Here is a 15,617-nt window from a genome sequence, read left to right as displayed (position 1 = left end):
TCTCACCGTCCTGCGGAGGTGCGGCCGACACACCGGGTGACGACCCCGTCCGGCACGGCGTGTCGCCCGGTTCTCCGCACGACGGCGGGACCGCACGACGGCGGGACCGCACGACCGCGGACGAAAAGGCGGCGGACCGCACGACGGACGGACGGGAAGACGAACGGGCGGACGGCCCGAAAGCCGTCCGCCCGCCCCGCCGCCCGAGGGTCAGTCCTGCAGCAGGGTCAGGGTGATCGTCGCGGCGTAGGAGCCGGCGGCGACGTCGGCCGGGGTGCGCAGGAGCAGGTCCGCGGTGGCGGAGTAGGCGCCGCCCGCCGCATCGCTCGCGCTGTCGACGCTCGCCAGCAGCTCGGCCTCGACGAAGCCGCCGATGCCCGGGTCGACGGGGTCGCCGGGCGCGACGAGCTGGTCGCCGCCCTCGGGGTTGCCGGACACGATGTCGGGGTACCAGCCGAAGGACTCGGCCGCCAGGATGGGCGGCTGACCCGCGGTGCCCGCGAAGTCGGTGATGGACCCCATGACGTACCAGTACGACGACGGGTCGATGTTCTCGGGGAGGCGGGTGTCGGTCACGGTCACGGTCGGCAGCTTTCCGGTGAACGTGCGGTCGGTGCCGTCGCGTTCGGCCTCGGTGAGCGAGGTCGAGTCGTTCGCGACCGTGAGGGCGAGGACGCCGGGCTCCGCGTCGGGGGCGATCTCGACGCGGACGTCGACGGTGTCCTCCTCGGCGGCGACGGCAGCGCCGGCACCGACGACGGCGAGCGCGCAGACGCCGAGGCCGGCGGCGCCGAGACGGGCGAGGAGACTGCGGCGAAGGGTCGTGGACATGGGGAGCTCCGTTCTGCCACCGCCGGGGCGGTGCTGTCGCATGAGGCGACTCGTGGTGGGGAACGGCCGCCGGGGACGGCCGCTGAACGAGATGCCGGTCGTCGGCGGCGCACGTCGGCTGGAAGCCTCGTGACGGCGCTGTCACGGGTCGGTTCTGCGGGTTCGAGCCGACAGTAGCCCCGCATTACACAACGGTCAAGCAAAAGATGCACGCACGTCGAACATTCGAGCCAGTCGGTAAAAACGCCTGCAGCCGGGAAAAATCCTTTGACCGTACACCAATGCAGCGGAGCAGTGGACCCACAACCCTAATAGTGCTGCTGATTCTTAACGCCTATCTGCCAGGTTTTGTAGACGTGTTGGTAAAAGCCACCTACGATGACGACCGTCGAGGGCGACGGAGATCGTGCGTCGGCCGCGACGACGATCCGAAGGAGCAATGATGCCCATACCCGCTGCCTCGACCGGCACCCGCCGGCGCAGCACCCGTGTCGCGAGGACCCTCGCGGCCGGTCTCCTGGGCGGAGCGCTCGTGGCGACAGGAGCGATCCTGCCCGCCGGCGCCGCCGTCGACCCCGCCGTCAACACACCGGCGGATCTCCCCCAGCAAGAGCAGGGCGTGACCCTGCGCACCTACAGCACCCCGCCCCTCACCGAGCTGTGCACTCTCAAGTCGGGCCAGACCCCGAACGTCGACAAGCTGATGTCGACGATCGACTGGACGACCGACGAGCAGTTCGGCGCGGGCGACAACTTCATCACCCACGCGCTGGCGAACCTCACGGTCAGTCAGCCCGGCGAGTACGCCTTCCGCCTCACGAGCGACGACGGGTCCCGCCTGACGCTCGACGGCACGCAGATCATCGACAACGACGGACTGCACGGCCCGGAGGCCGTGGAGGGCACGGCGACGCTCGACGTCGGCGTCCACGACCTCTTCGTGGAGATGTTCGAGGCGACCAACGGCCAGCAGCTGACGGTCGAGTGGAAGACGCCGGGGAGCTCGAGCTTCACGGTCATCCCCGCGAACGTGCTCAGCACCGAGGCCGGCGTCGTCCGCGTGACGGCGCCCGGCACGAAGTACTGCGAGGGCAGCGCCGACTCCGCCGGCGACGGTCTCCGCCTGGATGCCGTCAACCCGAACTACACGCTGGTCGACCTGCGCCCCGCCGGCTTCACGCCCAAGGTCGCCGCTCTCGACTTCACCGACGCGGGCGACCTCGCGGTGCTCACCACGGGATCGGTCAACTCCGGCGGATGGGACACCAGCACGCCGGGCAAGGTCTTCCTGATGAAAAACGTCCAGGCGGCCGACGGTCCGGAGGACGTCACCGCGGTGGAGATCGCCAGCGGCCTGCAGAACCCCATGGGCATCGACGTCATCGGCGACAAGATCTACGTCTCGGAGCGCTACCAGCTCACCGAGCTCAGCGATCCCGACGGCGACGGCGTCTTCGACAGCAAGCGCAGGGTCGCCTCCTACCCCTCGGGCAACAACTTCCACGAGTTCGCGTTCGGGCTGATCCACGACGACGAGAACTTCTACGTCAACCTCTCCGTCGCCATCGACAACGGGGGAGCGACGACCAACCCGCAGCCGGCGGCCAACCGCGGCACGACGGTGAAGATCAACCGCGCCACCGGTGCGATCGAGTACGTCGCCGGTGGGCTGCGGACCCCGAACGGCATCGCCTTCGGTCCCGAGGACGAGCTGTTCGCCATGGACAACCAGGGCGCGTGGCTGCCGAGCTCCAAGCTCGTCCACGTCGAGCAGGGACGGTTCTTCAACCACTTCACGAACCCCGCCGGACCCTTCGACGACCAGCCGGTGACGCAGCCGGCCGTCTGGATCCCGCAGAACGAGATCGGCAACTCCCCGAGCACGCCGATCCTCCTCGAGAACGGTCCGTTCGCCGGTCAGATGATGTTCGGCGACGTCACCTACGGCGGCCTGCAGCGCGCCTTCCTCGAGAAGGTCGACGGCGAGTTCCAGGGCGCCGTGTTCCGTCACTCGGCGGGCTTCGAGGTCGGCGTCAACCGCGTCATCGAGGGCCCCGACAAGTCCCTCTACGTCGGCGGGACCGGCGAGGGCGGCAACTGGGGCGAGGCGGGCAAGCTGACGTACGGTCTGCAGAAGCTCGTGCCGAACCAGAACAACGCGTTCGACATCGTCTCGATGGAGGTCGTCGAGGGCGGCTTCGACGTCACCTACACGCAGCCGCTCTCGGACGAGACCGTCGCGAACATCGCGCAGGCCTACCGCGCGCAGCAGTGGCGCTACCTCCCCACGTCCACCTACGGCGGGCCCAAGCTCGACGAGGAGGTGCTCAGCGTGTCGGCGGCGACCGTCTCCGAGGACCGTCGGACGGTGCGGCTGACGCTGGACGGCCTCAAGCAGGGACGCGTGGTCCACCTGCGCTCGCCGCAGCCCTTCGCGTCCGCGACGGGCGAGAAGCTGTGGAGCACCGAGGCCTGGTACACGCTGAACAGCCTGCCCGGCTACGTCTCCCCGGCCGACCGCGGCTGGTACGAGGCCGAGGAGGCGCGTCTCACCGGCGGCGCCAAGGTCGACTGGGAGCACAGCGGCTACTCGGGCGCCGGTTTCGCCGGCGGCATGTGGTCGGTGGGCTCGGCCTTCGAGTTCACGGTGGACGTGGATGCCGCGGGCACCTACCCCGTGAACGTCCGCTACGCGAACGGTCCGAACCCGGCTCCGGGCGCGAAGGACGTCAACCTCTACGTCAACGGGCAGAAGATCGGCCCGTGGGAGTTCCCCTCCACGACGGACTGGAAGACGTGGCGCACCGTGACCCGCGACCTCGACCTGCAGGCGGGCAGCAACACCATCGCGCTGAAGTACGACACCGGCACGAAGGGCAACCTGAACGTCGACGTCCTCTCGCTCGGTGCGGCGGACATCTGCACCCCGGCGCAGATCGAGGAGGGGTACCGTCCGCTCTTCGATGGCACGCTGACGAGCCTCGACGGGTGGCGCATGGCCGGCCCCGGCGGCTTCGGACGTCAGGACGACTGCAGCATCCGCGGCGAGGGCGGGCTCGGCCTGCTCTGGCACCAGGGCGGCGAGCTCGAGGACTACAGCCTCAAGCTGGACTGGAAGCTCGTGGCCGACCACAACGGCGGCGTCTTCGTCGGGTTCCCCGACCCCAAGGGCGACCCGTGGGTGGCGGTCAACCAGGGCTACGAGATCCAGATCGACGCGACGGATGCCGACGACCGCACGACCGGGGCGATCTACACGTTCCAGGGCGCCGACCTGGATGCCGTGGAGGCCGCGCTCAACCCCGTCGGCTCGTGGAACGCCTACGAGATCGTCGTGCAGGGGCAGACCATCAAGGTCTTCCTCAACGGGACGCTGGTGAACGACTTCACCAGCACCGACCCGGCGCGCGACATCTCGCAGGGCTTCATCGGCGTGCAGAACCACGGCGGTGGAGAGGCGGTGTCCTACCGGAACATCCGGGTCATGGACATCGACGAGCCGGCGCCGCTCGCGCTGACGGCCTCCGCGGAGCTGCGCTGCCTCGCCAAGAAGGCGTCGCTGACGGTGCGCGCGACCAACACCGACACGGTGCCGGTCGACGTGACCCTCACCTCGGCGTGGGGCGAGCGGGTGATCGAGGATGTGCAGCCGGGCAAGTCCGTGTTCCACACCTTCACCACCCGTGCCGCGTCCGTCCCGGCCGGCGAGGCCACGGTGAGCGCGACCGCTGACGGTCGCACCGGCGAGGCCACGGTCGCGTACGCGGCCAAGAGCTGCGGCTGACCCCCCACGCGCCTCCGGTGGCGGGCTCCTCCGAGCCCGTCACCGGAGGCGCTCCTCCGTTCTCAGGAAGACCCCCGATGCTCGCTTCCCTCGGCCGCCGGATGAGCCGGCACCGCCTCCTCGTCCTCGTCGCCTGGGCGGTCCTCGTCGCGGGCGGCTCCGCCCTCGCGGGCGACGTATTCGACCGCGCCGTCTCCGTCGCCGACGCCCCCGCGGGCTCGGAGTCCCGCACGACCCAGGAACGCCTCGACGCCCTCGACCCCGAGGGCGAGATCGTCACCGCCGTCATCTCCGGCGAGGACTTCTTCGCCCCGGCGCTGCGCGAGAGCGCCACGGCCGTCATGGCCGAGGTGCGGGCGCTGCCCGGCGTGGCCGAGGTCACCGACGCCTACACCGCGGGCGGCGCGATCGGCGACGACGGCCGTTCGTCCCTCGTCGTCGTCGAACTCGCACAGGGCCTGGACGGCGACGAAGCACACGCCGTGGCATCCCGTGTCGCCGACGTCCTGCGGACGATCGACGCTCCCGAGGTGCTCGTCGGCGGCGAGCTGCTCGCGGAGGCGGCCTTCGTCGACCGCGCCACCACCGACGCGGCCGTCGGGGAGGGGATCGCCCTCCTCGGGGTGGTCGCCCTGCTCACCGTGGTCCTCGGCTCGATCCGCATCGCACTGCTGCCGGTCCTGGCGGCGCTCGCCGCGGTCGCGCCGACCCTCGCCGTCCTCGGGGGTCTCGCCCGCATCGCCGAGGTGAACGAGTTCGCCGTCAACGTCGTCACGATCCTCGGACTCGGCCTCGCCGTCGACTACTCCCTCCTCGTCGTCCTGCGGCTGCGCGAGGAGCGGGCCGCGACGCCGGAGGCACCCGTCGACGACCTCGTCGGCCGCGCGCTCGCCGGAGCGGGCCGGGCCGTCCTCGTGTCGGGGCTCGCCGTGGGGGTGGCGCTGCTGGGCCTGCTGATCCTGGGCGACCCGCTCCTGTCCGGGATGGCGCTCGGCGGGGCCGTCGTCGTCCTGTTCGCCACGTTCGCCGGCCTGACCCTGGTCCCGGCCGCCCTGTCCTTCCTGTGCCGCGCCCTCCCCGCACGGCACGCCCGCACCTGGGCCCGGCCGTGGCCCGGCCGTCCGGGGCGGTCCCGCGAGGGCCTCCTGGTCCGTTCGACCCGGCTCGCGCAGCGACGGCCGCTGCTCGTCACCGTGGGCGCCACGGCCGCCCTGCTCGCGCTCGCCGCACCGCTGGCATCCCTCTCCCTCGACTCCTCCGACATCCGGTCCCTGCCCGCCGCCGCCGAGGAGCGGCGCGCGTACGAGGCGGTCACGACCGGGTTCGCGGGTCTCGGCGTCGAGCCCGTCACGGTCCTCGTCGAGGGTTCGGTCCAGGATGCCGCCGTCACCGACCTCCTCGACCGCATCGCCGCGCGTCCCGAGGTCGCCGACGCGGACCTCGTCACGGGCCTGCCGGCGGACGTCACCGTCGTCGACTTCCGTCCCGTCGGAGACTCCGCGACGGGGGCGGAGGCCGTGCGCCTCGTCGAGGAGGTGCGGGGGATGGATGCCGCGGTCGCCGTACGGGTGACCGGGCCGGCGGCCTTCCTCGTCGACTCCCGCGACCACCTGCGCGAGCGCGCCCCGTGGGCGGCGATCGTCATCGCGGTCTCGGCCGTGGCCCTGCTGTTCGCCCTCACGCGCTCGCTGATCGTCCCGGTGAAGGCGCTCCTGCTGGCCGGTCTGACGGTGTCCGCGACGCTGGGGGTCCTCGTCGCGCTGTTCTCCTGGGGGTGGGGCGGGGCGCTGCTCGGGTTCACCCCGACCGGCGCGCTCGACCTCACCACCCCGCTGCTCATCGGCGTGCTGGCCTTCGGCCTGACGATGGACTACGAGGTGTTCCTGCTCGCGCGCATCACGGAGCGCTGGCGCGCCCGCGACCGCGCGGTCGACCCCCGCCGGGCCAACGCCGAGGCCGTGCGCCACGGGATCGCGCGGACCGGCCCGGTCGTGACCCTGGCCGCGGCCGCCATCTGCATCGTGTTCCTCGGCTTCGCGTTCGGGGAGCTCGTGGCCATGAAGGAGATCGGCGTGGGCATGGTCGTCGCGGTCGTCCTCGACGTGACCGTCGTCCGCGGCCTGCTGCTGCCCGCGGTCATGACCCTGCTCGGACGGGCGAACTGGTGGCCCGGCTCCCGGCCCGTTCGCCCGCTCCCCGCCGCGGCCCCGCCGCCGTCCTCTCCCGCGGCCCCCGCGATGCCGTCCTTCGGAGTTCGGGGCGACACGCCGCGGGCGGACCCGGCCGTACCGGCGTGTCGGCCGTGAACTCCGCACGACGGCACCCCGACCCCGCACGACGGCACCCCGACGGCACCCCGCCGACGCCCCGCGTAGGCTGAACGCATGCACGGCGAGTACAAGGTCCCTGGCGGGAAGCTGGTCGTCGTCGACCTCGAGGAACGCGACGGACGCATCTCCGGCTTCCATCTCGCGGGCGACTTCTTCCTCGAGCCCGACGACGCCCTCGACGACATCGACGCGGCCGTGAACGGACTCCCGATCGAGTCCGACGTCCCGACGATCGCCGCGGCCATCCGCGCCGCCCTGCCCGAGGGGGCGCAGCTGCTCGGCTTCACGCCCGAGGCCGTCGCCACGGCCATCCGACGCGCGCTCGTCACCGCCCCCGGCTGGGCGGACTTCGAGTGGGAGGTCGTCCACGACGGCCCCGTCTCGCCCCGCATGAACCTCGCCCTCGACGAGGTGCTCACGACCCGCGTCGGCGCCGGCCTGCGCAAGCCGACGCTGCGCCTGTGGGAGTGGGACGAGAGCGCCGTCGTCATCGGCTCGTTCCAGTCGCTGCGCAACGAGGTCGATCCGGCCGGGGCGCAGAAGCACGGCTTCGACGTCGTCCGCCGCATCTCCGGCGGCGGTGCGATGCTCATGGGCGCGAACTCGATCGTCACCTACTCGCTCTACGTCCCGGCATCCCTCGTCGCCGGAATGACGTTCGCCGACTCGTACGCGTTCCTCGACGACTGGGTGCTGCAGGCGCTCCGCTCGCTGGGCATCGACGCGGTCTACCAGCCGTTGAACGACATCGCCGGTCCGCACGGCAAGATCGGCGGTGCGGCGCAGAAGCGTCTCGCGAACGGCGGCGTGCTGCACCACGCGACGCTCAGCTACGACATGGACGGCCAGGTGCTCACCGAGGTGCTGCGCATCGGCCGCGAGAAGCTCAGCGACAAGGGCACCGTCTCGGCCGCCAAGCGCGTGGACCCGCTCCGCAGCCAGACCGGTCTGTCGCGCGAGGAGATCATCGAGCGCTTCATCCAGACGTTCACCACGCTGTACGGCGCGACCCCGGGCAACGTCACTCCGGACGAGTACGCCGAGGCCGAGGACCTCGTCGCGTCGAAGTTCGCCACCGACGCGTGGCTGCAGCGCGTCCCGTGAGCGCCGAGACGATCGACGGCATCCTCGACGAGGGCGCCGTCGAGATCCACCACGCCGACAACCTCGACGTCACGCGCACGTTCGCCGACGGCACGTTCACCCTCGTCTACCTCGACCCGCCCTTCAACACGGGGCGCACCCGTCAGAAGGCGGTCGAGTCCGCGAAGTGGACGCCTCCGGCGGACGAGACCCCGGATGCCGCTGCCCCCGAGCCCGTGGCATCCCCTCTCCTCCTCCCGGGCGAGGTCGACGAGGAGGCGCCCGCTCCCGTCGTGCAGCGGGGCTTCCACGGGCGGGAGTACTCGCGGCTGCGCGGGGACCTGCGTACGTACGACGACAAGTTCGACGACTACTGGGGCTTCCTGGAGCCGCGGCTCGTGGAGGCGTGGCGGCTGCTCGCCGACGACGGCACGCTGTACCTCCACCTGGACTACCGCGAGGTGCACTACGCGAAGGTCATGTGCGATGCGCTGTTCGGGCGCGAGCGCTTCTTGAACGAGCTGATCTGGGCGTACGACTACGGGGCGAAGTCGCGGCGGCGCTGGCCGACCAAGCACGAGACGATCCTCGTGTACGTGAAGAACCCCGACCGCTACTTCTTCGACACCGACGCGGTGGACCGCGAGCCGTACATGGCGCCGGGCCTCGTCACGCCCGAGAAGGCCGCCCGCGGCAAGCTCCCGACCGACGTGTGGTGGCACACGATCGTGCCGACCACCGGCCGCGAGAAGACGGGGTATCCGACGCAGAAGCCCGAGGGCGTGCTGCGCCGGATCGTGCAGGCCTCGAGCCGTCCGGGCGACCGGGTGCTCGACATGTTCGCCGGCAGCGGCACGTTCGGGGCGGTCGCGTCGCCGCTCGGCCGCCGCTCCGTGCTCATCGACGACAACGCCGACGCGGTGGCGGTCATGCGCAAGCGTCTTCCGCACGCGGACGTGCACGCCTGACGGCTCCCGCCGCGCGCCCGGTCAGTCGCCCGCGCGGAGGACGTGCTGGCGCAGGTCGTCGAGCGTCTGCTGCATGTGCCCGTCCATCGCCCGTCGCGCGGCGTCGGCGTCGCCGCTGCGGATGGCCTCGAGCACGCGCTCGTGCTCGGCGATGGCGTGCTCCTGGATGACCCGGACCCGCGACGTCTGCGCCCGCCGCTCCGAGAGCACCTCCGTCAGCGGCGCGAACATCACCCGCAGGAACGGGTTCCGGGATGCCGAGAGGATCCGGTCGTGGAAGGACAGGTCGGCCGCGACGAAGGCGTCGAGGTCGTCGGCCCGGTGCGCCTCCCTCATCGACGCGAGGTCGGCCTCGATGGCATCCACTTCGGTGTCCTGCGCCCGTTCGGCGGCCAGCGCGGCCGCACCGGTCTCGAAGATGCGACGCAGCTCGATGAGCTGCTCCGCCGCGGACGCGTCCGCGCCGGCGGAGGTGGCGGCGAGGACGGCGCTGAGCGAGGTCCACCGGGCGAGGGGCTGCACGAACGACCCGCGGCCGCTCTCGACGCGGACGACGCCGCGTGCCTGCAGAGTCTTGATGGCCTCGCGGACCGTGACGCGGCTGACGTCGAAGCGCTCGCCGAGCTCGGCCTCGCTGGGGAGAGCCTGCTCGGCGGTCAGCTGCTGAGCGATGATGTCGTCGAAGAGACCGTCGACGACCTCGTCGACGCGTGAACGTCGTGCCATGGCATCCCCTTTCCGGTCCAACCTAATCGCCGGGCCGGGGAAGACCGGGTCGGTCCGGGGCGCGTTCCTGCATTGGGGTGCGCTCACCCCGCCCGATGCACGAACACCGCCTCGGACCCACCGCGATGCGTCCCCGCCCCGGCGGAGCGGCAGACCTCAGCCGGCGAGGGCGAACACCGCCCAGGTCAGCAGGAACCCGGCGACACCGAGGATCGTCGTGAGCACGGTCCAGGTGCGCAGGCCGTCGGCGACGGTGAGCCCGAGGTAGCGCGTGACGATCCAGAAGCCGGCGTCGGTGACCATGGACAGGCCGAGCGAGCCGAACCCGACCGCCACCGCGACCGCGGCGATCTGCAGCGGGCTGTAGCCGGCCTCGGCGACGCCCGCCGACAGCAGGCTCGCGGTCGTCACGATCGCCACGGTCGCCGAGCCCTGGGCTCCGCGCAGCGCGAGCGTGATGAGGAACGCCGCCCCCAGGAGGGGCACGCCGAGGTTCTCGAGCGTGACCGACAGGGCGGTGCCGATGCCCGACGCCTGGAGGACGGCTCCGAAGACGCCGCCGCCGGCGACGACGAGGAGGATCGAGGCGATCGGGGGCATGGAGCTCTCGAACACCTCGTTGGTCCGGGCCAGGCCCCAGCGACGGCGGACCGGCAGCACGAAGAACGCCACCAGGACCGCGACGAGCAGGGCGAAGGCGGGCGTGCCGATGAACGTGGCGACTCCGCGCCCGGCCGAGTCGGCCGGCAGGCTCAGCGAGAGCACCGTGCCGACGAGGATCTGCACGATCGGCAGGGCGATGAGGCCGATGACGGTGCCGGCGCGCGGCGGGGCCATCACGGTGCCGTCCGGGCGACGGGACTCGATGACCGTGCTGGTCTGGCCGAACTCCGCCATCTGCGCCGCCACCCGCGGAGCCAGGGCGTAGTCGGTGCGGTTCATGATCCGCGCGACCCAGAAGCAGAGGAGTCCGAGCACGGCGCAGATCGGCAGCGAGATCGCCGTGACGAGACCCAGGTCGGCGCCGAAGACGCCGGCGCCCGCGACGATGCCGGGGTGCGGCGGGACGGCGACGTGCACGGCGAGCATGAGGCCGAACATGGGCAGGCCGAAGACGATCGGCTTGACGCCCGCGATCTTGCTGAAGGCGTAGAGGATCGGCACGAGCACGATCACGCCCACCTCGAAGAACACCGGGATGGCGACGACGAACGCGACGATCGTGAGCGCGACGGCCACCCGGCGAGGGCCGAGGCGGTCGGTGAAGCTCTCGGCGAGGTGCTGCACCCCACCGGACACCTCGATCAACCGACCGAGGATGGCGCCCAGCGCGATGATGATGAGCACCTTGCCCATGGTCGAGCCGACGCCGTTCGCGACGAGGGTGAAGACGTCGCCCGCGGGGATCTGCGCCGACAGCGCCACCGCGACGCTCGTGATGAGCAGCGCGACGAAGGCGTGGACCTTGAACAGGATGATGAGCACCAGCAGCAGGGCGATGCCGGCCGCGGCGATGGCGAGCAGCGCCCCGGTGCCGAACTCGACGGCGGGGGCGATGGGCGGGGTGTCCGCGGTGTGGATGAACACGTCGGGATCTCCTTCGATTCCGGGCAGAGGTGAGGGTCAGCCGCGACGGCGCTCGGGGGCCACGGCGCGGATGACGGAGGAGTCGTCGCGGGAGCCGAGGCCCTGCGAGCGACCGGTGAGGTACAGCTGCTCGGCCGCGGCCGCGACCGGGGTGGGCAGACCGACGCGGCGGGCGGCGTCACCGACGATCCCCATGTCCTTGACGAAAATGTCGAGCGCGCTCAGCACCTCGGCGCCCTCCTCGTCGTAGGCCTGCAGCATGCGCGGACCGCGGTTGCCGAGCATGAACGAGGCGGCGGCCCCGCCCATGAGGGCCTCGAGCGTCTTCTCGGGGTCGAGTCCGAGGGCGTCCGCGAGGGCCAGAGCCTCTCCGGCGGCGGCGATGTGGACGCCGCAGAGGAGCTGGTTGACGGTCTTCAGCGCCTGTCCGTCTCCGGCGTTGTCGCCGACGACGGTGAGAGTGGATGCCAGGAGCTCCAGCACCGGGGCGGCCTTCTCACGCGCGGCCGGGGTGGCGCCCACGACGATGAGCAGGTCGCCCTGCCCGGCGCGGACGGGGCCGCCCGAGAGGGGAGCGTCGACGAGGTCGATCCCGTCGGCGGCGAGACGCTCCGCGACGGGGCGGATCCCCGCGGTGCCGACGGTGCTGGTGAGGATGACGACGGAGCCGGGGCGGAGCGCCGTCGCGATGCCGGTGTCGCCGAAGAGCACGTCGTCCAGCTGGTACTGGTCGCGGACGGCGAGCAGGACCGCGTCCGCGTCCGCGACGGCCTCGCGCGCGGAGGGGAACGGCGTCACGCCCTGCTCCTCCGCGAGGCGCAGACGGGCCTCCGCGATGTCGAAGCCGTGGACGGTGAGTCCGGTCGCGAGACGCGTGGCCATGGGGAGGCCCATCGCCCCCAGCCCCAGGACGGTGACGGTGTAGGCGGCGGTCATGAGAAGCTCCTTCGCTCTTCCTAGCGACCACCGGGCAGTGGTCAGGCGTCAGCCATCATATGGGTTGCGAGCGAAAAATGTCACGCTTCGTCGGCGGCCGGACCTTGACAGGCGAAGCGCTCGTTGCCATGATTCCGGCAGGATGTTAGCGCAAACATGAGCGATCATCCCGAAGAAAACTGGCACACCCAGGCGGTCCCCCGGCCGTCTCGTCGTCTCGAGGAGGAGACGTCGCCCCGTGCTCGAACGTGCACTCCGATGCCTCGGCGTGCGCGCGCGAGATTCCCCCACTCCAGCCCTGACGGGCTCCGTGCTTGAGAGGCACACCATGTTCCGGACATCGACGTCCACCCGTCCGAAGCGGTACACGAGGACCCGGGCGCTGGGCGCGCTCGTCGTCGCGTTCGCAATCGGTTTCACCACCTTCGGCGCGACCGCGCCCGCCTCCGCGGCCGCCCCTGTCGGGACCGGCCCCAACCAGGAAATCCGCAACCAGCAGAACACGCTTTGTCTCGACGACTACGCCTTCAACACCGACCCGGGCGCCGAGGTTCGTCAGTGGACGTGTCTGGAGGGCGTGAACCAGCTGTGGGCCGTCACGGACCTCGGCAACGGGTACGCCGAGATCAAGAACAGGCACAGCAACCTCTGCCTCGACAACTTCAACTTCGCCACCGCGCCGGGATCTGAGGTGCGGCAGTGGACCTGTCTGCGCAACGAGGTGCAGCAGTGGGCGCTGACCGATGTCGGCGGCGGGTGGACCGAGATCCGCAACCGCTACAACAACCTGTGCCTGCAGAGCGAGGCCGCCCCGACCGACGGCACCCGGCTGACGCAGTCGACCTGCAACAACTCCGGTGTGCAGCGCTGGCGTCTGACCGACCCGAACGTGTCGAAGCTCACCTACTCGCTGGCGCGGTCGGCCAACCCGACCGAGGACGAGGCCGATGCCTACGCCCGGATCACCGACGCGATGGATCGCGCCGTCGCCCGCTACAACCGCCACAACAACACGCACCGCCATCTGACGGTCGAGTACGCGCCGTGGGTTCAGACTGCTGACGCGAGCATCAACGGCAACATCCGATTCGGCTCGAACCGCGGCTTCATGCAGGAGGGCACCGCGCTCCACGAGATCTCGCACACCGTCGGTGTCGGCACCGCGGGTCACTTCCAGGGCAAGTGCGACGCGCAGGACTGGCCGTCGGCCCTTCCGCTGCTGCGTTCCTGGGATGGCCCGGACGCACGCATCAACTGCGGCGGGTCCCACTTCTGGCCCTACGGCCTGAACTACTCGAACGAGTACAACGAGGTCAACTTCGAGCGGAACGTCCGTCTCGTCCAGGCCATGCACCACGACGGTCTCTGACCTTCTGGCAACAGCGCCGGCCCCGGCGGGTTCCTTCGCCCACGCGAAGGGATCCCGTCGGGGCCGGCGCCCTTCCCCCGACCACCCCGGGTGTCAAGCCCGCCGCGGGCGCGGGGGAGGGGCGTAGCGTCGCCGCGTTCACCCTCACCTGTTCGGAGGACTCCCATGAGCAAGACCTGGTTCATCACCGGCGCATCCAAGGGCTTCGGCCGCGAGTGGGCCGAGGCGGCGCTGGAGCGGGGCGACAACGTCGCCGGAACCGCACGCAACCTCGACGATGTGCAGGAGCTCGTCGACGCCTATCCCGACACCTTCCTCGCGCTGCAGCTCGACGTCACGGATCGCTCGGCCGACCGGGATGCCGTCCGTGAGGCCCACGAGAAGTTCGGGCGGCTGGATGTCGTCATCAACAACGCCGGCTTCGGCCACTTCGGCATGGTCGAGGAGCTCACTGAGGACGAGGTCCGCGCGCAGCTGGAGACGAACTTCTTCGGCGCCCTGTGGGTCACGCAGGCGGCTCTGCCCGTCATGCGGGAGCAGGGCTCGGGTCACGTCATCCAGGTCTCGAGCATCGGCGGCATCAGCGCGTTCCCCACGGTGGGCGCCTACCACGCGTCGAAGTGGGCCCTCGAGGGACTGTCCCAGTCGCTGTCGCAGGAGGTCGCCGGGTTCGGCATCCATGTGACCCTCATCGAGCCGGGCGGCTACTCCACCGACTGGTCCGGCCCGTCCGCCAGGCGCAGCGAGGAGATCGAGGCCTACGCCGACGTCCGCGAGCAGGCGTCGAAGCGTCCGTCGGCCGCCGACCCCGGCACGCCGGAAGCGACCCGCGCCGCGATTCTGAAGGTCGTGGATGCGGAGAACCCGCCGCTGCGCATCTTCTTCGGCAGGGCGCCCCTGGGCATAGCCGAGAAGGACTACGAATCCCGTCTGCAGACGTGGCGCGAATGGCAGCCGGTGTCCGAGGAGGCCCACGGCTCCTGACCCCGGGCGACGAAGGCCCCGCTTCTCGAAGGAGGCGGGGCCGTCGTCGTGTGCAGCGCTCAGCTCCGACCGCGCCGGTGCCGCAGCTGATAGCGCAGGGCGTCGGCGGACGAGAACCCCGCCTCCCGGGCGATCTGCGCGAGCGGGGGTCGCGGTTCCTCCTGCATCAGCAGAAGGGCGGCCCGGTAGCGGCGCCGTGCGAGGACCTCGCGGGGGCTCGCGCCGTGCGCCTGGAACGTGCGGGCGAGGTGCCGCGGGCTCACCCCCAGCCGCCTCGCGAGCGTCTGGATGGTGCAGTCCGGGTCGCTCGAGTCCGCGTCGATGTACGCGAGGGCCTTCTGGTAAAGCGTGGCGTCCGGGGCGATTAAGGCGTCCTGTCGTGCTCTTTCGGTCATGTCCGCGCGGAGGGCGGACACCAGCCCGATGATGCCCGCCTGCAAGGCGAAGTTCGTGGTGGGCGACGTGTCAGGTGGCGAGTTCAGGATGCCGTTCACCGCCGACGTCAGCGCGGCCCAGGGCACGCCGTCGTCCATTCGCCTGCTGAGCACCTGCGTGCGGATCGGATCGGGTGCGGCCACCCGGAATTCGACCTCGATGCGGGCGGAGGGGGCTGTGCAGTGCATCGCGGTGAGCTGCGTCGCGACGCAGATCAGCGCGGACCCTTGCGACAGCGTGATCTTCTCGCCGACCGTCGTGCGCAGGTGGGTCTCGCCTTCGACCTGCATCAGCGCGCAGACGGCCGGCTGGGGCAGGTCGGAGCTCGAACGGCGTTCGAAGGTCGAGGCCGTGTGCCAGACCCGCCGCAGGACCGTCGACAAGAGAGGCTCCTCGTCGATGAAGGCGTAGCCGTAGGTGAGGTCGCTGGTGGCCCGCCATCCGTGATCCGAGAACCACGCCTTCATCGCCGCGCCGTCGAGGCGCCGGGGGCGGCTGGCAGCGGTCGTCATCGGACTCCCAGAGGTCGGGCCGTCTCGAGCGAGCAGGCGTCACTCGATGGTTGCTGTGCTTCGTCGACCGCG

At 71.1% G+C, this 15,617-nt stretch carries 11 protein-coding genes; 6 read left to right on the top strand and 5 right to left on the bottom strand.

The features are described from left to right. Positions 1-210: 210 nt before the first annotated feature. On the bottom strand, positions 211-831 hold the full coding sequence (locus tag ACO03V_RS00730; RefSeq protein WP_423136235.1) for a hypothetical protein: 621 nt from the start codon (positions 829-831) through the stop codon (positions 211-213). A 442-nt stretch (positions 832-1,273) separates the two neighbouring features. Here ACO03V_RS00730 and ACO03V_RS00725 point away from each other — a divergent pair, with 442 nt between their 5' ends. From ACO03V_RS00725 to ACO03V_RS00710, 4 genes are all read left to right on the top strand, one after another. Then, positions 1,274-4,615 carry a family 16 glycoside hydrolase gene (locus ACO03V_RS00725; protein WP_423136234.1) on the top strand — a complete coding sequence of 1,114 codons (3,342 nt, stop codon included), beginning with the start codon at positions 1,274-1,276 and terminating at the stop codon, positions 4,613-4,615. A 77-nt stretch (positions 4,616-4,692) separates the two neighbouring features. Beyond that, complete coding sequence (locus tag ACO03V_RS00720; RefSeq protein WP_423136233.1) at positions 4,693-6,921, top strand: MMPL family transporter; 2,229 nt, start codon at positions 4,693-4,695, stop codon at positions 6,919-6,921. A 78-nt stretch (positions 6,922-6,999) separates the two neighbouring features. Beyond that, entirely contained in the window at positions 7,000-8,049 is a 1,050-nt protein-coding gene (locus ACO03V_RS00715; RefSeq protein WP_423136232.1) for a lipoate--protein ligase family protein, read from the top strand. After that, positions 8,028-8,996 carry a DNA-methyltransferase gene (locus ACO03V_RS00710; protein ID WP_423136231.1) on the top strand — a complete coding sequence of 323 codons (969 nt, stop codon included), beginning with the start codon at positions 8,028-8,030 and terminating at the stop codon, positions 8,994-8,996. The genes ACO03V_RS00715 and ACO03V_RS00710 overlap by 22 nt, the downstream gene beginning before the upstream one ends. Before the next feature lie 21 nt (positions 8,997-9,017). Here the strand turns inward: ACO03V_RS00710 and ACO03V_RS00705 are convergent, their stop codons facing one another. From ACO03V_RS00705 to ACO03V_RS00695, 3 genes are all read right to left on the bottom strand, one after another. Beyond that, entirely contained in the window at positions 9,018-9,722 is a 705-nt protein-coding gene (locus ACO03V_RS00705) for a FadR/GntR family transcriptional regulator (RefSeq protein ID WP_423136230.1), read from the bottom strand. Positions 9,723-9,878: 156 nt separating this feature from the next. After that, positions 9,879-11,309, bottom strand: a complete 1,431-nt coding sequence (locus ACO03V_RS00700) for a GntP family transporter (protein WP_423136229.1) — start codon at positions 11,307-11,309, stop codon at positions 9,879-9,881. A gap of 36 nt (positions 11,310-11,345) precedes the next feature. After that, positions 11,346-12,245 (bottom strand): NAD(P)-dependent oxidoreductase, encoded by a 900-nt coding sequence (locus ACO03V_RS00695; protein WP_367732705.1) that lies wholly within the window; start codon positions 12,243-12,245, stop codon positions 11,346-11,348. 328 nt (positions 12,246-12,573) lie between these two features. On the opposite strand from ACO03V_RS00695, the gene ACO03V_RS00690 reads away from it, so the two are divergent. Both ACO03V_RS00690 and ACO03V_RS00685 read left to right on the top strand, forming a co-directional pair. Continuing rightward, positions 12,574-13,614: an RICIN domain-containing protein gene (locus tag ACO03V_RS00690; protein WP_423136228.1), complete on the top strand. Its 1,041-nt coding sequence runs from the start codon at positions 12,574-12,576 to the stop codon at positions 13,612-13,614. Positions 13,615-13,779: 165 nt separating this feature from the next. Further along, a complete protein-coding gene (locus ACO03V_RS00685; RefSeq protein WP_423136227.1) occupies positions 13,780-14,598 on the top strand; it encodes an SDR family oxidoreductase in 819 nt (272 codons plus the stop codon). 59 nt (positions 14,599-14,657) lie between these two features. Here ACO03V_RS00685 and ACO03V_RS00680 read toward each other — a convergent pair whose 3' ends face one another. Further along, positions 14,658-15,545: a helix-turn-helix domain-containing protein gene (locus tag ACO03V_RS00680; RefSeq protein ID WP_423136226.1), complete on the bottom strand. Its 888-nt coding sequence runs from the start codon at positions 15,543-15,545 to the stop codon at positions 14,658-14,660. Positions 15,546-15,617: the final 72 nt, after the last annotated feature.

Origin of the sequence: Microbacterium sp. HMH0099 (assembly GCF_049384025.1) — a bacterium.
Lineage (GTDB): Bacteria > Actinomycetota > Actinomycetes > Actinomycetales > Microbacteriaceae > Microbacterium.
This window is presented reverse-complemented; position numbering and strand designations above follow the sequence as displayed.